The organism is Micromonospora sp. NPDC049060, assembly GCF_040649055.1.
Taxonomy (GTDB): domain Bacteria; phylum Actinomycetota; class Actinomycetes; order Mycobacteriales; family Micromonosporaceae; genus Micromonospora; species Micromonospora reichwaldensis.
The window spans coordinates 12713-37565 of the sequence record NZ_JBEZEV010000068.1; the positions used below are offsets into that span (position 1 = coordinate 12713).

Genomic DNA, 24853 nt, shown 5'->3' on the forward strand with positions numbered 1-24853 from the left:
TCGTCTAGGCTTTGGCCATGCAGGAGCAGCCGGAGCCCGCGCTGACCCCGGGCCTCACCGCCCGGGTGGAGTTGACCGTCGCCGACACCGACACCGCCCAGGCGGTCGGCTCCGGAGACGTGCCCGTCCTGGGCACGCCCCGGGTGCTCGCCCTCGCCGAGGCCGCCACGGTGGCGGCCACCGCCGCCCGGATGCCCGGCGGGTCGACCACCGTCGGCACCCGGGTCGAGCTCGACCACCGGGCGGCCACCCCGGTGGGGCGCACGGTGGTGGCGCAGGCCCGGCTGACCGCGGTCGAGGGGCGGCGGTTGTACTTCGAGGTCAGCGTCAGCGACGGCGACGAGACGGTCGCCGAGGGCCGGGTGGAGCGGGTGCTGGTCGACCGGCAGCGCTTCGTGGAACGCGCCGCGCGGTCGTCGTGACCGCCCGCTTCGCGCGGGTCGCCGACGGGGTGCACGTGCTGCGCGAGCCGCTGCTGCACGTCAACGTCACGCTCGTCGTCGGCGACGGGGCCGCCCTGCTGGTCGACACGCTCTCCACCGCCGGGCAGGCCGCCGAGCTGGCCGCCGCCGCCCGGGCGGTCACCCCCCATCCGTGGACGCTTGTCAACACCCACCACCACTTCGACCACTGCTTCGGCAACGCCACCCTCGCCGCCGACCCGCCCCGCCCGGTGTACGCCCACGAGCTGGCCGCCGAGGCGATGCGCGAGCCGGACCGGCTGCGCCGGGAGGCGTACGCGGAACTGCGCGACACGCACCCCGTGCTGGCCGCCGAGGTGGCCGGCACGGAGCTGCTGGCGCCGACGCACACCGTGCACGGCGAGACCGTGCTCGACGTGGGCGGCCGGCGGGTGGTGCTGCGCCACCCCGGTCGCGGGCACACCGCCGGTGACCTGGTGGTGCACGTGCCCGACGTCGACGTGCTGGTCGCCGGGGACCTGGTGGAGCAGAGCGGCCCGCCGGCCTTCGAGGAGTCGTACCCGTTGCAGTGGCCCGACACGGTGGCCGAGCTGCTGCGGACGACCACCCCGGCCACGGTGGTCGTGCCGGGGCACGGCGAGCCGGTCGACGCGGCGTTCGTGCGCGCGCAGCACGCCCAGCTCGTCGAGCTGGCCTGGCTCATCCGCGCCGGTCACACCGGCGGCGCCCCGCCGGAGCGCGTCGCCGCCGAGGCGCCCTTCGGCGCCCGTCCCGCCCTGCACGCCGCCCGCCGCGGCTACGCCGAACTCGACGGCACCGCCTGACGGCGACCGCCTTGCGTCACCTGCGGCTGCTCTCCGTGGTCACGGCTGGCCGGCACCCGAGAGCCTGGCGCCGGCCCTCGACTGGTCCGTCCGGGCCCTGCGGGCCCGGCCGCCGGCCTAGCGGGTGAAGCGGGCGTCAACCTGCGCGCGGGTGGGCATGGCGGTCGCGCCGCCGGGTGACTCGCAGACCAGGCCGGCGACCCGCAGCGCGAACGCCACCCGCTCGTGCCAGCCCGTCGGATCGGTGGGCTCGCCGCCGGCCAGCAACTCCGCGACGAGCGCGCCCATCACCGAGTCGCCCGCGCCGGTGGCGTCCACCGCGGCGACCTTCGGCGCGGGTACGCGTACCGGATCGGCGCCGGCGGCGGCGACCACCGCGCCGGCGGCGCCGAGGGTGACCACCACGATGCCCGCGCCGAGTTCCCGCAGGTAGGCCGCCACGCCCTCCTCGGGTTCGCCCGGGTAGAGCAGCTTCGCGTCGGCGGCGCTGAGCTTGACCAGGTGGGCGCCGGCGGCGAACTCGGCCACCACCTCGCGCAGCCCGGCCAGCGCGGTCGGCCCGTCGAGCAGCCGGGGACGGACGTTGGGGTCGAAGACCCGCAGCCCGGACGCCAGCCCCCAGGCCCGGCGCGCGGCGGCCAGCGCCGGCGGCTGGAGCAGCACGATCGACCCGCAGTAGAGGACGTCGGCTCCCGCCACCAGGTCGGCGTCGAGGTCGTCGGGGCCGAGCAGGCCGTAGGAGGGCGGCACGCCGTAGAACCGGAAGTCGGGCTCCGGGCCGGCGAAGGTGGCCACCGCCAGCGCGGTCGGGGCGGCAACGGTGACCGCACCGGCCAGGCCGACGCCCGCGCCGGTCAGGAAGTCGCGGATCCGCCCGGCCAGGACGTCGTCGCCGAGCGACCCGACGAACTGCACCGCGCCGCCGAGCCGGGCGACGGCGACCGCCACGTTCAGCGGCCCACCGCCGACGGCCTGCCGGTAGACCGGCTCGCCGTCGCGCTCGGTGTCGAGCAGGTCGACCAGTGCCTCGCCGAGCACCACCGCGTATCCCATTGCGGTCCTCCGTCCACGCCGCGTGCCGAGCGATCTTGTCGTACCAGGCTGGCACAGTACGCGCCATGACGAGCGCTGAAGCCACGGTATCGGCCTACTGGGCAACCTTGGAGGCGAGGGACTGGGCGGCCTTCGGCCGGCTGCTCGCCGACGACGTGGTCTACCACCTGCCGCAGACCCGCGAACGGGTCGTGGGCCGGGAGTCGTTCCTGCGCCTCAACCAGGAGTACCCCGGCGACTGGCACCTCACGGTGACCCGGGCGGTGGCCTCGGGTCGGCACGCCGCCGCCTGGATCACCTGTGTCCTCGCGGGCGAGGAGGTTCCCGCCGCGAGCTTCCTCGATCTCGACGAAGCCGGTCTCGTCCGCGAGGTCACCGAGTTCTGGCCGGAGCCCTACGAGCCGCCGCCCGGCCGGGAACACCTCGTCGAGCGCTACTGACACATCGAGCAACGGCTATTGCGCCTCGTCACCGTCCCGTGGTGGGATGGCGCTTGCCGGGCGGTGCGGGGGCTGCCGCGCCGCCGGCGCCGGGTTCACAACCACGCGAGGGCACCGGCCCGCGAGTCGGGCCGCCGACGGCGCACGTACGCCGGCCATCCGCGCCGGGGCACGTCCGCCGCGACCGTCTTGCCCGCGTCGCAGCGGGGCGGCCGGTGCTGCCACCCCGCGCGTTGCCCGTGGGACTCCCCCGTCCCACGAGTGAGGAGAACCCCCGTGTCCCACCGATCGCGTATGGCCGCGTTGCTCACCGCGGCCGCGACCCTTCTCGCCGGCGCCGTCGTCCTGACGGCGGGGCCCGACCCCGCCGCCGCGCACGGCACCCCGATGGCCCCCGGCAGCCGCACCTTCCTCTGTTGGAAGGACGGCCTCTCGTCCACCGGCGAGATCAAGCCGAACAACCCGGCGTGCTCCGCCGCCGTGGCGCAGAGCGGGGCCAACTCGCTCTACAACTGGTTCAGCGTGCTGCGCTCCGACGCCGCAGGCCGGACCGTCGGCTTCATCCCGGACGGCAAGCTGTGCAGCGGCGGCAACCCGGGCTTCGCCGGCTACGACCTGGCCCGCACCGACTGGCCGCTGACCCACCTGACGGCCGGGGCCCGGATGGAGTTCCGCTACAGCAACTGGGCCCACCACCCGGGCACGTTCTACTTCTACGTCACGAAGGACAGCTGGAGCCCGGGCCGGCCGCTGGCCTGGAGCGACCTGGAGGAGCCGTTCCTGACGGTGACCAACCCGCCGCAGCGCGGATCGAGCGGCACCAACGACGGGCACTACTACTTCAGCGGCAACCTGCCCACCAACAAGAGCGGCCGGCACCTCATCTACTCGCGCTGGGTGCGCTCCGACAGCCAGGAGAACTTCTTCGGCTGCTCGGACGTCACCTTCGACGGCGGCAACGGCGAGGTCACCGGCGTCGGCCCGGGCGGCACGCCGCCGCCCAACCCGACCACTCCCCCGCCCAACCCGACGACCCCGCCGCCCAACCCGACCACGCCGCCGCCGAACCCGACCACGCCCCCGCCGCACGGCGGGGACTGCATGCCGATCTTCAAGGTGGTCGGCACCTGGAACGGCGGCTTCCAGGGCGAGGTCATGATCATGAACCACAGCTCGTCGACCTGGTCGGGCTGGACGGCCAACTGGACGTGGCCCAGCGGGCAGACCATCAACAGCCTCTGGAGCGGCACGCTGAGCGGATCCGGCTCGTCGGTCACCGTGACCAACGCGCCCTACAACGGCACGATAGCCCCGGAGGGCACCACGACCTTCGGCTTCGTCGCCACCACCAACGGCACCAACACCCTGCCCACGGTCACCTGCTCCGGCCGCTGAGACCCCGACCCGGCCCCCAGGTTCGGCCCCTGAAGTGATCAAGAGGTTTGCGTCCCCGGGAACGAGTCCGGGGACGCAAACCTCTTGATCGACGGCGCGGCCGACGGCCAGGCGCGTGTGGCCGACGGCCAGGGCGCGGGGCCCGGTTTCAGTGGCCGGGTCAGCGGACCATCGAGCCGACCACGGGCTTGGTGAGCAGGGCGGACTGGTTGCGCTGGATGCCCGGGTCGAGGGTCTTGGCGACGAAGATGGCGTGCCAGATGCAGAAGATGAGCACCGTCCACACCTTGCGGGAGTGGTCGGCCTCCTCCCGCTTGTGCTCCTCCAGCAGCCGCATCGCGTACGACAGATCGAGCAGGTCACCGGCGCCCGAGGTGGACAGCACGTGCCGGGCCCACTCGTACATCTCGCCGCGCAGCCAGACCCGGGTGGGGGTCGGGAAGCCGAGCTTCTTGCGGTTGACGATGGCCGGCGGCACCACGCCCTGCAGCGCCTGGCGCATCGCGTACTTGGTGGCGTCGGAGCGGGGCGGGAGCTTGAGGTCCACCGGGATCCGTGCCGCCACGTCGAAGACCGCCCGGTCCAGGAAGGGCACCCGCACCTCCAGCGAGTGCGCCATCGAGATCCGGTCGGCCTTGACCAGGATGTCGCCGCGCAGCCAGGTGTAGAGGTCGACGTACTGCATCTTGGTGACGTCGTCGAGCTCGGTGCACTCGGCGTAGATGGGCGCGGTGACGTCGGTGTAGCGGACCGAGGGGTCGTAGCGGCGCAGCAGGTGCTGCTTCTCCTCCTCGGTGAACATCCGGGCGTTGCCGTAGTAGCGCTGCTCGATCGGGGTGGTGCCGCGCTCCAGGAAGCTCTTGCCCTTCACGCCCTGCGGGATGGCCTTGGAGACCGCCCGCAGCCCCTTCTGCACCCCGTCGGGCAGCCCGTTGACCGAGCTCAACGACAGCGGCTCGCGGTAGATGGTGTAGCCGCCGAAGAACTCGTCGGCGCCCTCACCGGAGAGCACCACGGTGACGTGCTCGGCGGCCTTCTTCGCCACGAAGTAGAGGGGCACCAGGGCCGGGTCGGCCACCGGGTCGTCCAGGTGCCAGACGATCTTCGGCAGCGCCTCGATCATGTCGTACGGCCCGATCTTGGTCGGGATGGTCGTCACGTCGAGGTGGCGGGCCGAGTCCTGGGCGACGTCGATCTCCGAGTAGCCCGGGACGTCGTAGCCGACGGTGAAGGTCAGGATGTTCGGGTTGAACTCCCGGGCCAGGGCGACCACCGCGGTCGAGTCGATGCCGCTGGAGAGGAACGAGCCGACCGGCACGTCGGAGCGCATGTGCATCCGGACGCTCTCCCGCAGCGTCTCCCGGATCTCGTGGTAGAGCCGCTGCTCGTCGTCGACAGGGGTGGGCCGGAACACCGGCCGGTACCACCGGCGCACGTCGATCCGCCCGCCCGGGGTCCAGGTCAGGTATTCACCCGAGCCGATCCGGCTGATGCCCTTGTGCAGGGTGCCGGGCTCGGGCACGTACTGCAGGGTCAGGTAGTGGCTCAGGTTGGCCGTGTCGATGCCGGCGTCGCCCTGGTAGTTGGAGTGCGCGAAGGGCAGCAGCGCCTTCTTCTCCGAGGCCAGGTAGAGGCCGTCGGCGGTCTCCAGGTAGTGCAGCGGCTTGATCCCGAAGTAGTCCCGGCCGCCGAACGCGCGGCGCTCCTGCCGGTCCCAGATGACGAAGGCGAACATGCCGCGCAGCCGGGTGAGCACCTGCTCGCCCCAGTAGTGGTAGCCGGCGACGATCACCTCTCCGTCACCGGCGGTGGCGAACTGCGCGCCGAAGCTGCGGATCAGCTCCTCGCGCAGCTCGATGTAGTTGTAGATCTCGCCGTTGAAGGTGAGCAGGTAGCGCCCGTTCGCGTAGGACAGGGGCTCTTGGCTGGAGGCCACGTCGATGATCGCCAGCCGCTTGTGCGCGAACACGCCGTCCGCGTACCGGCCGGAGGCGTCGCCGACCACCTCGACACCGGTCTCGTCCGGTCCGCGGTGGTGCAGGCATTCCAACGCCCCGGCGATGTTGTCGCGGTGGGCGGCGGCGTCGCCGCGCGCGCTGAAGAAGGCCAGGAGTCCGCACATGGTCGCCATCTTTCCACGCGGCCCGAGCGGGCGTCGCGGCACCGCTGGGCTCCACGCCGCGAGGCTGCCCGGCCCGCGCGTTCCGCGCGCTCCGGATCGCCCACCGCCCGGCTCGCCGGCCGCCGCCCGTCCCGGCGCGATCCGGCTGCCGCGCCGCGCGGTACCGTCTGACCTGCGACGATGGGGATGCGGAGGGGGCGGAGCATGACCGAGGGACGCACCGACAGCAGGCCGGCGGACGGCACCGGGTCGCACGACCCGGACTTCCCCGAGGCGTTCCTGGCGTTCATGCGGCAGGGCTGGCGGGACACCACCCTGCCGGTCGGCCCGCGGCCCGAGGTGCCCCACCACGCCAAGCGCCGGGCCGCGCTCTCGGCGGCCTTCCCGGGCGAGACCCTGGTGATCCCCACCGGCGGCGAGAAGGTACGTGCCAACGACACCGACCACCCCTTCCGGCCGGGCAGCGACTTCGTCTACCTCACCGGTGACCACGACCCGGACGGGGTGCTCGTGCTGCGGCCGAACGGGTCGGGCCACGACGCCACCCTCTACATGCGGCCCCGGTCGTCGCGGCTGACCGACGAGTTCTTCCGCAGCCGGCACGGCGAGCTGTGGGTGGGCCGGCGGCACACCCTGGCCGAGAAGTCGGCCGAGCTGGGCCTGCCCACGGCGGACCTGACCGAGCTGGACGCGACGCTGGCCGACCTGGCGCCGGGGCGTACCCGGGTGCTGCGCGGCTTCGACCCACGGGTGGACACGGCCGTGCGCCCGTACGACGGCCACCGCGCCGAGGGCCAGCCGGCCCGCGACCGGGAGCTGGCGATCGCCATCTCGGAGCTGAAGCTGGTCAAGGACGAGTGGGAGATCGCCCAGCTCCAGGACGCGGTCGACGCCACCGTCCGGGGGTTCGAGGACGTGGCCCGGGCGCTGCCGGCGGACCGGGGCGTGTCGGAGCGGCTGCTGGAGGGGATCTTCGCGCTGCGCGCCCGGTACGACGGCAACGACGTCGGCTACGGCTCGATCGTCGGCGCGGGCGAGCACGCCACGATCCTGCACTGGGTGCACAACCACGGCGCCACCCGGCCGGGCGAGCTGCTGCTGATGGACATGGGCGTGGAGAACCGCAACCTCTACACCGCCGACGTCACGCGGGTGCTGCCGGTCGACGGCCGGTTCAGCCCGCTCCAGCGCCAGGTCTACGACGCCGTGCACGCCGCGCAGCAGGCCGGCATCGACGCCATCCGCCCCGGGGTGGCGTTCCGGGAGGTCCACCTGGCGTCGATGCGGGTGCTCGCCCAGGCGCTGTCCGACCTGGGTCTGCTGCCGGTGGGCGTCGACGAGGCCATGGACGAACGGTCGACGGTCTACCGGCGCTGGACGCTGCACGGCACCAGCCACATGCTCGGCATCGACGTGCACGACTGCGCGAACGCCCGCAAGGAGAAGTACCGGGACGGCACGCTGGGCGAGGGCTACGTGCTCACCGTCGAGCCCGGGCTCTACTTCCAGCCGGAGGACGAGCTGGTTCCCGAGGAGCTGCGCGGGATCGGCATCCGGATCGAGGACGACATCCTGGTCACCGCGACCGGCGCGGTGAACCTCTCCGCCGGGCTGCCGCGCGCCGCCGGCGAGGTGGAGACCTGGCTGGCCGAGCAGCGCGAGGCGGGTCCGCGACTGCCGGACTGACCGCACCCCGCATCCTCGCCGCAGCCCGGCGCGACCCCCGTCGCGGCCGGGCTGTTCGCCGTCCGGCCACCGGCGGCGGCGATGTCGCCGCACGGCACTGCCGGCGGGATCCGTCCGCATAACGCCCCGAAAGCGCAGGACTTTCACTTTCATCCTCATCGCGAAGACAGCTCACTTATGTTGACACCGAACCTGTCTAACCGATTCAGGGCTGCTTACGCCTCCTGCGGCGGTACGTGCCCGTTGGATACGAAAGATGTGGGTGAGAGCACATGTCAACCAATCAGTCCGAAGCAACCGGGGCAGGGGGCCCGACGGGGCGTCGCCGCAAGCGGCGCGTCCTGTGGGTCGCCACCGGAGTGGCCGGCCTGACCGGCGCGGTCGGCCTGGCTGCCAGCGGGGTGGTCACGCTGCCGGGCGCATCCGCGACGGGCGGCCTCGGGAACGTGGCCGGCCGGCAGCTCACCGGGGCGGCCGCGCAGGCTGAGGCACCGCTGGGCCCGGACGACCGGGTCGACGCTGCGGCCGCCGGCATGAATCCCGGCGGACAGGACCCCGGAGCGGCCGGCAAGGGACCGGCCGAGAAGGGACGCAACGACAAGGAGCAGGACGTCACGGACGTGCCCTGCGACACCGACAGACTGATCGTCGAACTCAACCGGGTGAACGCCGGTCACGGTGGGACGCTCAAGCTCGCGCGTGACTGCACGTACCTGCTGACGCTGAGCCGGGAGGGGAACGGCCTGCCAGAGATCGTCCGACCGGTCACGATCGAGGGCGAGAACGCCACAGTCCTGCGCGCCACGAACGCCGCCGCCTTCCGGATCTTCAACGTGGGGGTCGGCGGCGACCTGACCCTGCACGACCTCACGGTCAAGGGCGGGTTCGCCCAGCCCGGGCTGGGCGGCGGTGGCCTCCTGGTGCAGGCCGGCGGCAGGGCGACCATCTTCGACAGCCGCATCACCGGAAACCAGAGCAGCAGCGCCGGCGGTGGTGTCACGAACTTCGGCGTCACCCGGATCCTGTCCACGCGTGCCACCGGCCCGGACGGCAAGGGCGAGGAGCACACCGACGGAGAGAAGAACGCGGCCGGCACGGGGCACCACGACACCACCCCGGGCGACCTCAGCGGCACCGACGGGACCGCCCCGTCGGCCGACGGGCGCACCGCCCCGAGCACCGGCGCCGAAGCCCCCGCCGGGCCCACGGATCCCGCGGGCACGGACACGAAGGCCCCCGCCGGCCTGGACACCGACGGCACCGACACGAAGGCCCCTGCCGGCCTGGACACCGACGGCACCGACACGAAGGCCCCCGGCGGCACCGACACGAAGGCCCCCGGCGGCACCGACACCAAAGCTCCCGGCGGCCTCAACCCCGACGGCACCGACACCAAAGCCCCGGCCGGCCTGGACGCCGACGGCAAGGCGGTCGTCGGGGACGGGACCACGGCGGGGGCCGCTGGCGGCGCCTCGGCCGCCCGGGACGCGGGCGGTCCCGGCCGGGACAACGAGAAGGACGACAGGGGCGACGACCGCGAGGAGGGCAGGCACGGCAGCGAGGTCACCGACAACACCGCCGTGGGCAGCGGCGGCGGGATCCGCAACGTCGGTCAGCTCTTCCTCGAGGGCGTCCGGGTGAGCCACAACCAGAGCGGCGACACCGGCGGCGGACTGGAGAACGTCGCCTCCGCCGTCGTCACCGACACCACGATCTCGCACAACATCGCCGAGGGCTCGGGCGGCGGCATCCAGAGCGGCGGCAACCCCAACGTCGCCACGACCGTCAAGCGCAGCCACGTGTTCGGCAACCAGAGCGGTGCGAGCGGCGGCGGTATCCGCAACGCGGGGACGATGTACGTGCAGCACAGCACCGTCCGTGGCAACACCGCCGACGGCGACGGCGGCGGCATCGCCAACCTCGCCGCGGTCTTCGGCGGACTGTCGATCTCGAACAGCAAGGTCAACGAGAACGTGACCCGGGGCAACGGCGGCGGTGTCGCCAACGACAGCGGCCAGGTGGTGATCTTCCACAGCGAGGTCGACCGGAACCGGGTCGCCGTGGACCTGCAGGTCGCGGGCGGGGTCTACAACCAGGGCGGAAGGATCTCCGTGATCAGGTCACGGATCACCGAGAACTCGTCGCTCCTCGCGCCGGGAGGCGTCTCCTCGGACAACGACGGAGTCACCGTCGACGACGAGACGGTGATCATCCGGAACAAGCCCACGAACTGCGAGGGCAGCCCGACCCCGGTTCCGAACTGCTTCGGCTGATCGGGCGGACAGTCGGCGCTGCGCAGCGCGTTCCGGCGCCGCCCGGGAAGGGTCGTCACGACGGCCTGCCCCGGGCCGCGCCGGAACTTCGCGTACGACCTTGTCCTGGTGGTGGCCGGGCCGCACCGGAACTTCACGCGCGGGCGCCCTCCTGGTGGCGCCGGTCGCCGGCCAGCAGGCGGGGGCGCCTTCACTGGGGCAATTCGTCGAGCCGGCGAGCGCCGGTCAGCTGTCCCTGCGGGTGTTTGTGCTGCCCAGGTGGTGCCCCTGCCCGGTAGCGGCCCGCTGCGGAGCGACAGCCGACGTGAGGCGAATGTGTGGATTACTCGGATAACGCACCATCGCGAGAATCGTTCTCATACGGTGGTCTACAGAGGCTGCAACCCATTTGTGGCTTATCGCGCCGTCTTGTGTGGTGCGGTCCCCGTGAGAGCAGGAAAGGGCGGAAGGCTCTGATGTCCGATGACGTAACGAGACCTGACGGTGGCCCGCCCGTGGGCACACCGATGCGAGGGCGGCGCAAACTCTGGCTGGCTGCCGGGGTGGCCGGACTGACCGGCGTCGTCGGCCTGGCGGCGCTGGGCGGCCTGGCCGCCCGCGACGACAAGTCCGGCGACTCCGAGCGGCTCTCCGACGCCCAGGCGTCGGCCCCGAAGCAGAACGTCAGCGACGCCGGCAGGACCGACGAGGACGCTGGCAAGGCCGACGACGAGGCCGGCGGCAACCCCGCCGCCGAGGGCGGGAACGCCTGGTCGGGTGGTGACTGGAGCGGCGACAAGGACCGCGGGCACGACGGTCGGGTGACGGAGGTGCCCTGCGACACCGACAAGCTGATCCAGGCGATCATCCACGCCAACCGGACCGACGGCGCGACGCTGAAGCTCGCCAGGCACTGCACGTACGAGCTGACGCGCAGCGAGTACGGCAACGGCCTGCCCGTGATCAAGGAGTCGATCGTCCTCAAGGGCGAGGGCACCGCGATCGTCAGGGCGGCCGAGGCCGAGCGCTTCCGGATCCTGAACGTCGGTAGTGGCGGTCACCTGACGCTGAAGGACGTGACCGTCAAGGGCGGGCAGACCGTCGCCGCGAAGACCGTCCCGGCACCGGTCAGCTCGTTCGGGCGCGCGAAGCCGACGGAGGTTGCGGCGGCCGCGGCGGAACCGGCCCGTGGACCGGCGATGACGGCACCCAAGGGCCCGGCCACCGCCGCCGCCGAACTGCCGGCCGCTCCGACGGCCCGGCCGGACGGCACCGCGACGGCCGCGCCCGCCGGCGCCGACGGGGCGGGCATCCTGGTCCAGCGGGGCGGTCGCGCCGACCTGGAGCACAGCAGGATCGTGCAGAACCACGCCGGCTGGAACGGCGGCGGCATCGCCAACTTCGGCACCACCAACCTGCGCCACACCTCGGTCGAGGAGAACAGCGCCAGCGGCTTCGGCGGCGGCATCTTCAACGTCGGGGTGCTGCGGGTCGAGGAGTCCAAGGTGTCGAAGAACAGCGCCCGGCTGGGCGGCGGCGGCATCGCCAACGGCACGACCCCGAACGGCACGACGGTGGGCGGCGGCACCGTCTGGGTGTGGAAGAGCACCATCAGCCACAACCGGACCTCGTCCATCGGCGGTGGCGTCTTCGACAACAGGGGCGACATCGTGCTCACGCAGAGCGAGATCACGGACAACACCGCCGGCACGGACGCGGGCGGGCTGGTCACCTTCAGCGACGGCAGGCTGTCCCTGGAGAAGGTCGTGGTCGCCAGGAACTACGCGGACGGAGAGGCCGGCGGCGTCGGCGTCGGCGGAGGCAGCAACGCCGTGATCGAGCACAGCGTGATCAAGGAGAACGTCGCCGCAGGTGGGGGCGGCGGGGGTCTGTACAACGACGAGGGCACCGTCACCCTGCGCGACAGCGAGGTGCTGGGCAACCAGGCGGTCGGCGAGTACGGGGTGGGCGGCGGCATCCTGAACGACTTCGGCCGGACGAAGTTGATCAGCACGAAGGTGGTCCACAACGTCGCCACCGCGCCGCCGGGTGGCATCTTCACCAACAACGACGGCGTCCTGATCGACCGGAAGTCCGCCGTGAAGGACAACCGGCCGACGAACTGCAAGGGCAGCACGGTCATCCCCGACCGCTGCTTCGCCTGAACACCCGAGAGCGACACCACATAGAGAGAGGGCTCCTCCACGAGCCGCCCCGGCGGCCGGAGGAGCCCTCTCGCTCCCGGCCCTCGTGGCCGTTCTTCCGCCGAACGGGCTGTTCCGCGCCGAGAGCACCCGTTTTCCTGCGGACTCCCCTACCGACGTCGCTGCGGTGGATGGGCCGGCGCGGACCGTCCGCACCGGCCAGAGGGCACCCCGGACCTAATGCGGGGTTCTTTCGCATATGCCCGCGAGACGAGGAAGATTCTCATATTGTCTAGTTCGGGAGCTACAACCGATTTGTAGCAGGGGACGCTCGCCTGTGGCGCTGCGACCCTGTCTGGTACGAGGAGAGGGCAGAGAGCTCCGATGTCCAACTACCTAACGAACAACGACTCCGAGCAGCCGGCGGCGCCCAAGCGTCGCCGCAAGCTCTGGCTCGCCAGTGGTGTGGCCGGGTTGACCGGCGTGGTCAGCCTCGCCGCCGTGGGCGTGGCCACCGGCGCCGGCGCGGTAGGTGCGGACGGCCTGAAGTGGGCCACCGCTCAGGTCAGCATGGACGGCGACCAGGACGCGGACCGCGAGAAGGAGGGCCGCGAGGGCGAGGAGGGCCGCGAAGGCGGAGAAGGTCGGGACCGGGACCACAAGGACCGGGACCACAAGGAGCGCGGGAAGGAGGTGCCCTGCGACTCCGACAAGCTGATCCAGGCGATCGTGTACGCCAACGCCAACCACGGCGGCGTGTTCGAGCTGGCCAAGGACTGCACGTACACCTTGACCCGGCACGACCACTACGGCAACGGCCTGCCGGTGATCGAGCAGCCCATCACGCTCAAGGGCCACGACACCAAGATCGTGCGGGACGCCACCGCCGAGCAGTTCCGCATCTTCAACGTCGGCAGCGGCGGCCACCTCACCCTCAAGGGCCTGACCATCAAGAACGGCCAGACCCTCGAGCGGGAGAAGGCGGAGACGGTCTCGGCGGAGACGGTGTGGTCGCGGTACTCGAACTCGGTCGAGGCCACCGAGGCGGCCAAGGCCGGCAAGCCGTACCTGCCGCTGCTCCAGGCCGAGCCGAAGGGTGCCGCGGCGGCGAAGGCCGCGGCGGCCAAGGCTGGCGCCAGCGTGCTGGAGGAGCCGGAGGCCAACGACGGCGCCGGCATCCTGGTGCAGCCGGGCGGCTCCGCCGACATCGAGAAGAGCCACATCGTCGAGAACCAGGCCGGCGGCAGCGGCGGCGGCATCGCCAACTTCGGCAAGACCAGCCTGCGTCACACCACGGTCGCCAACAACACCGCCTTCTTCTTCGGCGGCGGCATCCTGAACGCCGGGGTGCTCAAGGTCGAGGAGTCCCACGTCAAGTACAACAAGGCCGGGATCGGCGGCGGCGGCATCGCCAACGGCGCCCCGGGCATCTTCCGCGACGACGTCGACGGCGGGACCGTCTGGATCGACAAGACCGACATCAGCAACAACCACACGATCGGTTTCGGCGGTGGCCTGCTCGACATCGAGGGCAACACCACCATCAAGTACTCCAGGATCCTCGACAACACCGCGCTGATCGCGGGCGGCGGCATCGCCGCAGCGGACGACAGCCAGCTGCACCTGCACAAGGTGACGATCGCCAAGAACACCACCGCCGGTGTCGGCGGCGGCCTGGCCCTGGCCTTCGGCGCCCACGTCACGGCGGAGAAGACCGAGGTCAAGGAGAACTTCGCGGCCTTCTTCGGCGGCGGCGTGTTCAACCTCGCCAGCGAGGTCACGTTCCGCGACAGCGAGATCGTCGGGAACCAGGCCGTCGGGCCGATCGGCATCGGCGGCGGCATCTTCAACGTCTTCGGCCGGGTCAACCTGCACGACACGAAGGTGGCGGACAACGTCTCCAGGTTCCGGCCGGGCGGGGTGTTCAACTTCGGCGGCGAGGTGAACGTGGACGACAAGTCCGCGATCAAGGGCAACAAGCCGACGAACTGCCTGGGCAGCCCCTCCCCCGTGGAGAACTGCTTCGGCTGATCGCCCTCGGCTGACGGGGCGGCCCTCCGGCCGCTCGGGACACCGAACAGGAACCGGCCCCCTTCCGCGTCGCGGAAGGGGGCCGGACCACGTCGCGGGCTACTGCTGCACGAAGACCGCCACGCTTCGGGCCGGCACGGTGAACGTGCCGCTGGCCCGGTCGAAGGAGGCCGTCCGCAGCGACTCGTCCGCCGAGGCCCACAGCACCGGGTGCAGCGCCACGTCCGCCCCGCGCAGCCCGGTCAGCCGCTGCCGCGCCGTCTCCGGCGTGGCGTTGAAGACCACCGTGACCGACTTCCACCGCCCGTCGAGGCCCCGGCCGTCCAGCGTCATGGTGAGCACGCCGGGGGTCTCCTCCGCGCCGGAGAGCGGGAAGGCGACCCGCTTCTGCACCTGCTCCGCCGTGGTCAGCCCGAAGACCGGCGAGGAGGCCCGGATCCTCAGCAGCTCGGCGTAGCGGGCGTCGGCCAGGTCGATCGCCGCGCAGTCCGGCACCAGCGCCGGGTCGGCCAGCAGCGGCTTGGCGTACGGCCACTTGTCCCGGTTGTCCTGCTCGGGCGGCAGGCCGGCGCCGAACCCGTTGCCCTGGGCGCAGTCCCAGCGGATCTGGTTGAACCAGTCCCCCGAGTTGTACGAGTTGCGGTCCAGCGACTTCGAGCGCAGCCGCTCGGTGCCCGTGGTGACGAACCCGGGCCCCTGGCCCATCACCACCGTGCCCAGCGCCAGCACCTGCATCCGGGCCCGGTCCGCCGCCGAGGTGTCCCGCGGCAGCTTGTACGCCAGCGCGTCGTACAGGATCTCGTTGTCGTGCGCGTCGACGTAGGTGACCGCCTCCCCCGGCGCGGCGGTGTAGCCGGCGGGCGAGCCGTTGTAGTCGACCTGCGCGCCGGTCACCTGCCGGCCCGACGAGTCGGTGAAGCGGTAGCCGCGCAGGTTGCCGGTGAGCCCCACCTTGATCAGGTCGTGCTGGCGCAGCAGCCGGGCCCGCTGCTCGGCCGTGGAACCGTTCACGTCGTCGCCGTTGGGGTCGGTGAACAGGCCGGAGGCGAAGCCCTGCACGCGCGGGTTGGCGTCGAACGGCCCGCCGCCGCGTACGGCGTCGCGCAGCCGGTCGTTGAACGTGCCGATCCCGGTGCCGGCCATGTTGGCCTGGGTGGCCTGGGTGAACCGGGCGTCGTCGGCGACCTCGCCGAAGTTCCAGCCCTCGCCGTAGAGCAGGATGTTCTTCCCGTCCACGCCGTCGCGGCCGACGGTCAGCTCGTCGAGCGCCTTGCGCACGGCCAGGATGTTCGCCTTCGGGTGGTGGCCCATCAGGTCGAACCGGAAGCCGTCCACCTTGTACGCCCGGGCCCAGGTGACCAGCGAGTCCACGACGAGCTTGCCCATCATGGCGTGCTCGGGGGCGGTGTTGGCGCAGCAGGTCGAGTTGGCGACGGCGCCGTCGTCCAGCAACCGGTGGTAGTAGCCGGGCACGATCTGGTCGAGCACCGACTTCGGGTCGGCGCCCGCCGCCGAGGTGTGGTTGTAGACGACGTCCATCACCACGCGCAGTCCGGCGCCGTTGACGCCGGCCACCATCCGCCGGAACTCGGTGGTGCGCTTCGCCCCGGCCGGGTCGACGGCGTAGCCGCCCTCCGGGACGGTGTAGTGCAGCGGGTCGTACCCCCAGTTGTAGCCGTCGGTGTCCGCCACCGCCGCGACGCACTTCTGCTGCTGCTCGGAGTCCGGCGGCAGCGCGGCCAGGTCGCAGGCCGGCTGCCGCTGGTCGGCGCGGCGCTCGGGGATCGTGGCGAAGTCGAACGCGGGCAGCAGGTGCAGGTGGGTCACCCCGGCGTCGCCGAGCGCCTTCAGGTGCTTCATGCCGGCGGTGCCCGGGTCGGTGAAGGCGAGGTACGTGCCCCGCCGCTCGGCCGGCACGGTGCCGTCGGCGATGGAGAAGTCCCGCACCGACAGCTCGGAGATCTGCACCTTCGTCGACGGCACCGCCGCCGGCTTGCGCAGCGACGCCCATCCGGCCGGCGCGAGCGCCGGGTCGGCGAGGTCCACGATCTGGCTGTGCGTGGAGTCCGGCGCCAGCGCCAGCGAGTACGGGTCGGTCACGGCGGCGTCGACCACCTTCTGCGTCGCCGGCTGCCACGCCTGGACCTGGTACCGGTAGTACCTGCCGGTCCAGTCGCGGGCGCCACGCACGGACCAGACGCCGGTGCGGTCGTCGCGGCGCATCGCGACGGTCCGCGGCGTCGCGGTCGGCGAGTCGAAGAGCTGGAGCGAGACCGTGCGGGCGGTGGGCGCCCAGACGGCCAGCGTCGGCACCCCGCCGGCGAACGTCGGCCCGAGCCGCGCGTCGGTGGCCCGGGCGTAGACGTCGTCGAGCACGCCGGGGATCTGCACGCCGGTCACGGCGAGCAGGGTGCCCGCCGCGTCCCGCTCGGTCACCAGGAGCTGCCCGCGCAGGGCCGCCGGGACCTTCGCCAGGTCCCGCCGGTCGAGCGTGAAGGCACCGTGCGCCCACAGGTGCGGGAAGTCCGCGCGCTGGGCCTCGGTGAGCCCGTTGCGCTGGGCGGTCAACGGCAGCATGCGGTACGTCCCGACCAGCTCGCCGTCGGCGACGGTGACCCCGCCGGCCGGGGCGGCGACCAGGGCGTACGTCCTGCCGTCGGTGGGCCCGGCCTGCCAGGCGACGGTCGAGCGGTCGATCCAGTGCGCCTTCTGCTTCGTGATGTCGACGTCCGGGCCGGCGGCGGACGCGGTGGACGGCAGCAGCCGGCCGGGCGTGCCGGCGAGCAGCCACACCTCGCGTCCGGCGTCGGCGAAGTCGAGCCGCTGGTCGGTCGGCAGATCCTTCTCGTCACCCTTGTGGACGATGTAGCTCAGCCCGGTCGCCCCGGCGGCCAGCGGCACCCGGAAGACCGCGCCGAAGGCGTCGATCCGGGCCGGGGCGAGCGGCGTGGCCCAGTCCGTCGGGTTGGCGGCGCCGTCCCACAGGTGCAGGCCCCAGCCGTCGTATTTGCCGTCGGCGCGGCGGTAGTGGATGAGGGCGGTGCCGTCGGCCACCGGCGGGTCGGGTTCGCCGGTGGCGGCCTGCCGGCTCGGGTAGGTCGCCGGGTCGCCCTGCTTGACCCAGACCTCGCCGGCCTTCGTCACGTCAATCGTCCGATCCTGTTCCACGTCCTTCTTCCCGGACTTGTCGACCACGACGAAGCCGACCGACTTCGCGCCCGGCTTGAGCTTCACCCAGGCGAACCGGCCGTAGGAGTCCTCGCCGGCGAACGGCTGCCCCTTGGGCCACTCGGTCGCGTACGCGGGGTCGATGTCGCCCCAGGCGTACAGGCCCCAGTCGTCGTAGCCGCCGGCCGGGCGCTGGTAGTGCACCACGGCCCAGTCGCGGGAGGCGGACTGCGCCGGCGTCCCCACGGTCGCGGTGGACCGGGCGGTCGCGGTGCGGCCCTTCCCGTCGCGGACGACCGCCTTGTACTCGATCTTCGTGCCGCCGGCCAGCCCGGTCAGGTCGTGGTGCACGGTGTACGGGGCCGTCTCGGCGCTGCCGAGCAGCGTCCACCTGCCGCCGGCGACCCGGGCGGCGACGGTGACGGTGGCCAACCGGTCGCCGGTGACCTGGGCGGTGACGGCGGCCTTCGTGGCGACGGGCGCGCCGGGCGCCGGGGCGGTGATCGTGATCTTCGGCGCGGCGTCGGGCGACGCGATCGGCGTGCCGGCGCGGTGCACCACGGCCGACAGCGGCGGCACGGTCAGCGTGAGCTTGCCGTCCGCGCCGGCGACCGGGGCGGCCGACGCGCCGTACACACCGGTGAAGGTGGCACCGGCCGACCACGTGTCCACGGTGACAGTCTGCGCGGTCGCGGCGTTGTTCACCGCGACGACGTACTCGGTGCGCTGCTTCGGGTCGATCCGGGAGAACGCGAAGACGCCGGGGCCGTCGGCGGCGTACCGGCCGACCTGCACGCCGTCGCGCAGCGCCGGGTGCGCCTGGCGCAACGCGCCCAGCTCCGCGATGGCCCGGTAGAGCGGATGGGCGCGGTCGAACTGGTCGCTGGCGTGGGTCCGGTCGGTGCCGATCAGGTCGTCGTCGAGGTAGTCGGGCGTCTTCGAGGCGAACATGTCCTGCCGGGCGTCCTTGTCGCCGCCCGGCCCCGTGAAGCCCTGCTCGTCGCCGGAGTAGACGACCGGCTGGCCACGGGTCAGGAACATCAGCTCGTGGGCGAGCCGGTCGCGGCGCAGGTGGGTGCCCGGGTCGGTGCCGCCGCCGGCGATGAACGAGCCGATCCGGCCCATGTCGTGGTTGCCGAGGAAGGTGGTCAGCCGGCGCGCGTCGGTGTCCCGGGCGCGGTAGAGGTCGTCGCGGGCGTACACGTCGGCGAGCGCCTTCGCGGAGCCGTCGCCGGCGGTGTAGCCGCGCGCCGCCTCCTGGAAGGCGAAGTCGAGGGTGGCCGGCAGGCCGCCGCGCCGCACGTACGTCGAGGTGATCTCCGGGTCGGCGCTGTAGACCTCGCCGAACATGAAGAAGTCCTTCTTGCCGGCGCGCGCGGCGGCACGCTCGACGCCCTGGCTGAACTGCGGCCAGAAGTCGAGGTTGGCGTGCTTCACCGTGTCCAGCCGGAAGCCGTCGACGCCGGTGGACGCGATCCAGTCGGAGTGGATCTTGGTCAGGCCGCGCACCACCTCGGGACGCTCGGTCCACAGGTCGTCGAGGCCGTGGAAGTCGCCGTACTCGCTGTTCTCCCCGGCGAATGTGGAGTCGCCCCGGTTGTGGTACATCGTCGGGTCGTTCAGCCACGCCGGGACCTTGACCTTCGCGTCGGCCGGGGTCTCGAACGTCGGGGTGTACGGGAACGAGGTGCCGTCCACCTTCGGGAAGCCCCGGCTGCCGTCGGCGTAGTTGCGGTCCTCGAAGGGACGCCTCTGCGCGTCGGTGTACGGGGAGGTGGCCTTGTCCACGTAGGTGCGCCGGTCCTCGGCGTACTGGATGACGTCGGCGGTGTGGTTGACGATGACGTCGAGATAGACCTTGATCCCGCGCTTGTGGGCGAGCCCCACCAGCCGCTTCAGGTCCTCGTTGGTGCCGAAGTGCGGGTCGACCTGGGTGAAGTCGGTGATCCAGTAGCCGTGGTATCCGGCGGAGGCGTCGGCTCCGGAGCCCTGCACCGGGCGGTTCTTGAAGATGGGCGCGAGCCAGATGGCCGTGGTGCCGAGCCCCTCGATGTAGTCGAGCCGGTCCATGACGCCCTTGAGGTCGCCGCCGTGGTAGAAGCCCTTGTCCTTCGGGTCGAGGCCGGTGGAGAGGCGGCCCCCGGTGAGGCCCCCGGCGTCGTTGCGCCGGTCACCGTTGGCGAACCGGTCCGGCAGGACGAAGTAGAACTGCTCGGCGCGGGCCTGGCGGCTTCCGGCGGCGAGCAGCGCCTCCGCCGAGGGTTCGGTGCGCCACTGCGCGGCGCCGGTGGTGACCAGCGGGCCGATGTCGTCGGGGGCGTCGGAACCCATCTGGCGCACGGCCAGCGGGGTGCCGACGAGGGCGAGGGTGAGCAGGGAGACGAGGGCGAGCAGGGCCTTGCGCGGTATCGGCGGGGGTTTCATCGACGCCTTCCTCTGGTCGCTGGCTGGCCCGCACGCTAGCTCTTGCCGAAACGTTCTGCAATACCTTGCAAACAAAGTCGTAACACGACAGCCCGCTTGCAAGGGCGGCCCTCCGCGGCGACCCTCTGCCCGGGGATCAGTCGTCGGCGAGGACGGCGTACAGGTCCGAGTCGCGCCAGCCGTCGCGGATGAGGGCGGTGCCACGCATCCGGCCCTCGTACCGCATGCCGATCCTGCGCAGCACCGCCGCCGAGGCGAGGTTGCGCGGGTCGCACGTGGCGAAGATGCGATGGCGCCCGTGCCGGTCGAAGCCCAGTCGCAAAAGTTCCCGCGCCGTGGCCGTGGCGATGCCCTGCCCCCACCGCCGTGGATGGACGGCGTACGCGATCTCGCCGGTGCTCGGGCCGTGCAGCTTCAGCTCGGCGCTGCCCACGACCTCGCCGTCGACGAGCACCCCGAACACCAGCCGGTCCGGGGACGCCGCCACGGCGGCCCGCACGTACGCCTGCGTCTGCTCGTAGGTGTTGGGCCCCCACGCCTGGTAGCGGCACGACTCGGGCAGACGCGCCCAGTCGTGCACGGCGTCGGTGTCGTCGAGCGCGAGCGGGCGGAGGGTGAGCGCCATGGCGGCTCCCTGGGTGACCGACGGCGGGGCGTAAATCAGAGGCGGCAGGAGACGCCGTCGACCGTGCAGCTCGTCGGGCGGCTCTGCGTGCCCTGGACATAGAAGCGCAGCGTGACCGACGCGCCCCCGGGCAGGTCGCCGCCGCTGCGGTAGGTGAAGCCGTCGTCGATCCGCTGCGCCGTCCCCTGTGGCGCGCCCTCGATCCAGGCGCTGCCCAGCCGCGCTCCCGGGAAGGTCAGCCGCGTCGTCCACTCCCGGCCGGCCGACGAGGTGTTGCCGACCAGCACCTCCCCGACGAACCCGTCCGCGTACGACTCGACCACCCGGTACCGGCCCGTCAGCGGGGACACCGACGGCGATGGCGGCGCGACCAGCGCCGTCTCCTCGCTCCCGCTGGGGGTCGGCGACGGCGGAGCGCTGCTGCGGGCGGGCGTGGACCGGGTCGGGGTGGGCCGGCTGGTGGAGCGGCCGGACTGCGTGGCCGTCGCCCGCGGCGAGCGCGTGACCGTCGGGCTGGCCGCCGACGGCTCCGGGTCGACCAGCCCGACGGTCGGCAGCGGCGGGGCGGGCTGCGCGTCGAACGCGGGGCCGCGCCCCCGGTAGGCGCCGAGCGCGATGGCCAGCAGGACCACCATCACCGCGACGCCGACGGACACCACGATCCACGGCGAGGACGCGATGGCCGTCGTGCCGTAGGACTTGCTCGATGTTCGGCGCGTGCCGGACATGCTTCTCCTCCCGCGGTCCTCCGGGGCAGCGTAGCGCTCCGTGGCGACATGGTGCGACCGTGTGCGCGCGGCGCGTGGGCGGGTCGCCGGTGGACCCCGGCCGCGCCTTCACCGAGCTGGGCGTGCGCGCGGCGCGTGGGCGGGTCGCCGCCCGTCGGAGGATGCCGCGGGTCCGGCCGGCGCTCAGGCGGTCCGCAGCACCGTGCAGATGAGCGGACCGTCGTCGGTGGAGCGCAGCAGGTAGCGGTAGCGCTCGCCGGGGACCGCCCGGCCCTGGCTGTCCAGGAACTCCCACTCCACGGCGACCATGGTCAGCAGCGCCGACACCGGAAGCACGTCCTCGATGGTCGCGTGCGCCGCGACCAGCTCACGCTCCTGGTAGTCGGGGGCCGCGCCCACGAAGGACAGTGCCACCGCCGCCGGCGAGGTGAACGAGAAGCTGTACGTGTCGGCCACCACCATCCCGGGCAGGGCGTAACAGCCGGCGATGGCGGGCACGTCGCCGGTGGTCAGCGCCACGCCGTACCGGTCGAAGAAGTCGGTCAGCGTGTCCAGATCGGTGGGGGCTCTCACAGGGAGAGCAATTGCCGGCCGGACGGCGGGCCAAACCTCAGCGCGGCGGGATGCGCACCTCGATCTCCGCCCCGAGCCGGGCGCCGCCCGCGAGTCCGAGGTCGTCGCCGCTCCAGAACCGGCCCGGGTCGTACCAGTTGGGACGCCGCCCGGCGGGCAGCAGCCCCATCGCCTCGTAGGTCACCGCGACCACCTCCGCGCAGTAGGCCGTCTCCAGTGCACGGTCGCGCACGGCGATGCCGGCACGGTCGGGCGCGGTCGCCCCGGCGCGATCGGGCGCGGTCGCCCCGGCGCGATCGGGCGCGGTCGCCCCGGTGCGGTCGGGCGCGGTCGCCCCGGTGCGGTCGGGCGCCGGCGTGGCCTCGTGGTCCCCCGCCCGGCCCGGCAGCGCCGGCAGCCGCACCGCCGGGACCCGGCCCCGCAGCCAGCGCCAGGCGAGCTGGGCGGTGGACGGGAACGGGGTGCCGTCCAGGCGCGCGACGGTGCGCAGCACCGCCTTCTCCATCTCCGCGTCGGCCGGCGGGTCGAGCTGGCGCAGCCAGGCCCGCTGGCCGTACCGGTTGGCCCAGACGCAGACCGCGTCCCGCAGGTCGTGCAGCTGCACGCCGCGCTGGTGGGTGCCCGTCCACAAGTCGGGCAGCGATCTGCCCAGCTCGGCGTGCCACATCAGGGGCGGCATGTCGTCCAGCACGACCGCCATGCCGACGTGGTTGACCGGGCTGTTGGTGGTCAACTGGATGGCCCGGTCCGGCACGCTGCGCCCCCGGAACACCCACACGTCGCCGGTACGGGTCAGGTCCACGGCCTCGTCCAGGCTGATGCTCATGGGGGTCTACCCTAGGCCGATGCGGCAACGGATGCGGTGGTGGAAGGTCCTCGGGCTGGCCGGCCTGGCCGGCGTCGCGGCGTCGGGCGTGGTCATCGCCCGGGCGGAACGGCGGCGCCGGGCGTACACCCCGGAGGAGATCCGGGCCCGGCTGCGCGACCGGCACGCGGAGGCGACGGCCCCCGCCGACGACGCGCGCTGAGCCTGCGGCGTCAGTCCACCTCGTGGTGGTTGCGGTCCCAGCGCCCGCCGACCGGCGGGGTGTCGAGCCGCACCGCCCCGACGGCGTTGCCGGCGAGGTCGTTGTCCTCGATCCGGCAGGACACGCAGCTGCCGGCCGGGGTGATCCAGAGCCCGTAGCTCTGGGTCTGCTCGTCGCGGTGGTCCCAGATCCGGTTGCCGCGCACCGTGGCGGAGTCGAACGGCGCGTTGACGGTGATGCCGGCCCGGATCGGCGGGGCCGCCGGCAGCTCGTACGCCGCCCCGGGCGGCGGCGTGTCCTCGTTCCAGCCGGTGGGGGAATCCGCCCGCACCTCGGCGAGGGTCAGGTCGGTGTCGGTGTTGGACACCACCACCGCCATGCGTGACCCGACCCGCACCACCTTGCCCCGGTGCCCGTCGTGCGGCCAGTGCGCCGCCAGGTCGGTGACGGAGCGGTGGTGGTAGCGCACCGACTCGCCCGCGCCGGTGGCGGCCGGGGCGCACCGGCGGCCGTTGTTGCGGATCCGGTTGTTCACCACCACCGCGTCGGTCATCGGCCGGTCGATCCGGATCGCGTCCAGGCCGTTGTCTGAGAAGTCGTTGCCGTCGACGACCACGCCCGCCGCCGCGCCCCGGTAGCCGTGCCCCAGGTCGTGCTCGTGGTAGCCGTACTCGCCGTTGGCGCTGATCCGGTTCCCGCGCACGGTGTACGGGCCGGGCGTGTTGCCCATGCTGATCCCGTCGCGGACGTTGCGGTCGACGACGCAGTCGCTGATGATGCCGCCCCGGCCGGACACGCCGGCCGTGCCGTTGCCGGAGACGTCGAAGCCCGCCTCCAGGTTGCCGGTCAGCGTGCAGGCGGAGACGATCAGGCCGTCGGCGCCCCAGTCGGAGATGCCGAAGCGGTTCGCCTGGCTGTGGCAGCCGATGATGCGGTAGCCGCGCGGCGGCGTCCAGTAGTCCTTCTGGAGTTCGAGGAAGATCCCGTTGGTGCCGTTGCCGACGGCGGTGCAGTTGGCGATCGTGAGGCGCTCCACGTCGCCCCAGCCGCCGATGCCGACGCCGATGCCCGCGCCGCCCATCTCCTCGCCGTTGTCCAGCCGGCCGCAACCGACCACGACCACCCCGTCGATCAGGCTGTCCTGGAGGAAGTCGCAGCCGAGCCCGGTGGCACCGGTGTGGTGGATGTAGAGGTTGCGGAAGACGCCGCGCACCACGTACTGGAGGCCGAGCCCCTTGGCGAGGTAGTTGTACTCGACCATCGCCACGCCGGAGCCGTCGATCTCGAAGTCCGCGAAGGTGCAGTCGGCGATGTGCCGGTCGCGGCTCGCGCCGTGCTGCACGGTGGTCCAGAAGGCCAACGGCGTGGGGTCCGCCCGGTTCCCCTCGTTGCTGAGCAGGAACCGCGTCGCCCCCGGGCCCGCGCCGATCAGCGACACGCCGCTGCGCCAGACCGTCCCGGCGTCCCGGATCGAGTAGATCCCCGGCGGGCAGTGGATGACCCGGGCCCGCCCGTCGGCGGCGTAACCCTCGCCGAGCCGGTCGACCAGGGCCGACAGCGCCGGCTGGTCGTTCGTCACGCCGTCGCCGCGCAGCCCGAACTCCCGCGCGTCGCACCACAGGGGCGCGCCGGCGACGGGGGTGAGCCGCTTCGCGGCGGTGGACAGGCCCTGGTGCGGCATCCGACCCCTCCTCTGCGGCGTCCGGTCGTTCGCCCGCGAGCGGCGCATTCCCGCCGCACCCGCCCGGAAACGCGCTACCCGGCCGGGTGCGGCGGTTCCGCCGGCGCGGTAGCCGCCGGGCCGGGCTCCGCGCCGCTGCCGGGCGTCGCGCCGCTGCCGGCCCGCCCGCGCCGGGTCGGCCGGGTCGACGTGGACGCTGGTGACGAAGCGGTTCGGCGTGGTGGCGGTGTCGATCCGCGTCCAGGTGACCGCCGAGG

The 24853-nt window shown here is 72.8% G+C and carries 17 protein-coding genes; 9 read left to right on the plus strand and 8 right to left on the minus strand.

The annotated features are described in order from the left end of the window. The first annotated feature begins 17 nt into the window (after positions 1–17). Entirely contained in the window at positions 18–422 is a 405-nt protein-coding gene (locus tag AB0B83_RS22025) for a hotdog domain-containing protein (protein ID WP_151457646.1), read from the plus strand. Beyond that, on the plus strand, positions 419–1246 hold the full coding sequence (locus AB0B83_RS22030) for an MBL fold metallo-hydrolase (protein WP_357579738.1): 828 nt from the start codon (positions 419–421) through the stop codon (positions 1244–1246). The genes AB0B83_RS22025 and AB0B83_RS22030 overlap by 4 nt, the downstream gene beginning before the upstream one ends. A 117-nt stretch (positions 1247–1363) precedes the next feature. On the opposite strand, the gene AB0B83_RS22035 is transcribed toward AB0B83_RS22030, so the two are convergent. Continuing rightward, positions 1364–2299, minus strand: coding sequence for a PfkB family carbohydrate kinase (locus AB0B83_RS22035; RefSeq protein ID WP_357579739.1), 936 nt, complete (start codon positions 2297–2299; stop codon positions 1364–1366). Positions 2300–2364: 65 nt separating this feature from the next. Between AB0B83_RS22035 and AB0B83_RS22040 the strand changes: the two genes are divergently transcribed. After that, positions 2365–2739, plus strand: coding sequence for a nuclear transport factor 2 family protein (locus AB0B83_RS22040; RefSeq protein WP_357579740.1), 375 nt, complete (start codon positions 2365–2367; stop codon positions 2737–2739). A gap of 276 nt (positions 2740–3015) precedes the next feature. Next, positions 3016–4134 (plus strand): lytic polysaccharide monooxygenase, encoded by a 1119-nt coding sequence (locus tag AB0B83_RS22045; RefSeq protein ID WP_357579741.1) that lies wholly within the window; start codon positions 3016–3018, stop codon positions 4132–4134. Between the two features lie 160 nt (positions 4135–4294). Here the strand turns inward: AB0B83_RS22045 and asnB are convergent, their stop codons facing one another. After that, entirely contained in the window at positions 4295–6256 is a 1962-nt protein-coding gene (gene asnB, locus AB0B83_RS22050; RefSeq protein WP_357579742.1) for an asparagine synthase (glutamine-hydrolyzing), read from the minus strand. Between the two features lie 204 nt (positions 6257–6460). On the opposite strand from asnB, the gene AB0B83_RS22055 reads away from it, so the two are divergent. From AB0B83_RS22055 to AB0B83_RS22070, 4 genes are all read left to right on the plus strand, one after another. After that, the gene (locus AB0B83_RS22055) at positions 6461–7942 is read left to right on the plus strand and encodes an aminopeptidase P family protein (protein ID WP_357579743.1); all 1482 of its coding nucleotides are present in this window, start codon (positions 6461–6463) and stop codon (positions 7940–7942) included. A 272-nt stretch (positions 7943–8214) separates the two neighbouring features. Next, on the plus strand, positions 8215–10215 hold the full coding sequence (locus AB0B83_RS22060) for a hypothetical protein (protein WP_357579744.1): 2001 nt from the start codon (positions 8215–8217) through the stop codon (positions 10213–10215). Positions 10216–10670: 455 nt separating this feature from the next. After that, the gene (locus AB0B83_RS22065) at positions 10671–12359 is read left to right on the plus strand and encodes a right-handed parallel beta-helix repeat-containing protein (protein WP_357579745.1); all 1689 of its coding nucleotides are present in this window, start codon (positions 10671–10673) and stop codon (positions 12357–12359) included. A gap of 363 nt (positions 12360–12722) precedes the next feature. Next, the gene (locus AB0B83_RS22070; RefSeq protein WP_357579746.1) at positions 12723–14369 is read left to right on the plus strand and encodes a hypothetical protein; all 1647 of its coding nucleotides are present in this window, start codon (positions 12723–12725) and stop codon (positions 14367–14369) included. Positions 14370–14468: 99 nt separating this feature from the next. Here AB0B83_RS22070 and pulA read toward each other — a convergent pair whose 3' ends face one another. The 5 genes from pulA to AB0B83_RS22095 form a co-directional block, all read right to left on the minus strand. Next, positions 14469–19961 carry a pullulanase-type alpha-1,6-glucosidase gene (gene pulA / locus AB0B83_RS22075; RefSeq protein ID WP_357579747.1) on the minus strand — a complete coding sequence of 1831 codons (5493 nt, stop codon included), beginning with the start codon at positions 19959–19961 and terminating at the stop codon, positions 14469–14471. Positions 19962–20097: 136 nt separating this feature from the next. After that, complete coding sequence (locus AB0B83_RS22080) at positions 20098–20586, minus strand: GNAT family protein (protein ID WP_357579748.1); 489 nt, start codon at positions 20584–20586, stop codon at positions 20098–20100. 35 nt (positions 20587–20621) lie between these two features. Beyond that, positions 20622–21314 carry a cellulose binding domain-containing protein gene (locus tag AB0B83_RS22085; protein WP_357579749.1) on the minus strand — a complete coding sequence of 231 codons (693 nt, stop codon included), beginning with the start codon at positions 21312–21314 and terminating at the stop codon, positions 20622–20624. A gap of 183 nt (positions 21315–21497) precedes the next feature. Then, positions 21498–21887 carry a hypothetical protein gene (locus AB0B83_RS22090; RefSeq protein WP_327029026.1) on the minus strand — a complete coding sequence of 130 codons (390 nt, stop codon included), beginning with the start codon at positions 21885–21887 and terminating at the stop codon, positions 21498–21500. Positions 21888–21924: 37 nt separating this feature from the next. After that, a complete protein-coding gene (locus tag AB0B83_RS22095) occupies positions 21925–22713 on the minus strand; it encodes a hypothetical protein (RefSeq protein WP_357579750.1) in 789 nt (262 codons plus the stop codon). A 19-nt stretch (positions 22714–22732) separates the two neighbouring features. Between AB0B83_RS22095 and AB0B83_RS22100 the strand changes: the two genes are divergently transcribed. After that, a complete protein-coding gene (locus AB0B83_RS22100; protein ID WP_091630004.1) occupies positions 22733–22915 on the plus strand; it encodes a hypothetical protein in 183 nt (60 codons plus the stop codon). 10 nt (positions 22916–22925) lie between these two features. On the opposite strand, the gene AB0B83_RS22105 is transcribed toward AB0B83_RS22100, so the two are convergent. After that, positions 22926–24596 carry a right-handed parallel beta-helix repeat-containing protein gene (locus AB0B83_RS22105; protein WP_357579752.1) on the minus strand — a complete coding sequence of 557 codons (1671 nt, stop codon included), beginning with the start codon at positions 24594–24596 and terminating at the stop codon, positions 22926–22928. Positions 24597–24853 lie beyond the last annotated feature (257 nt).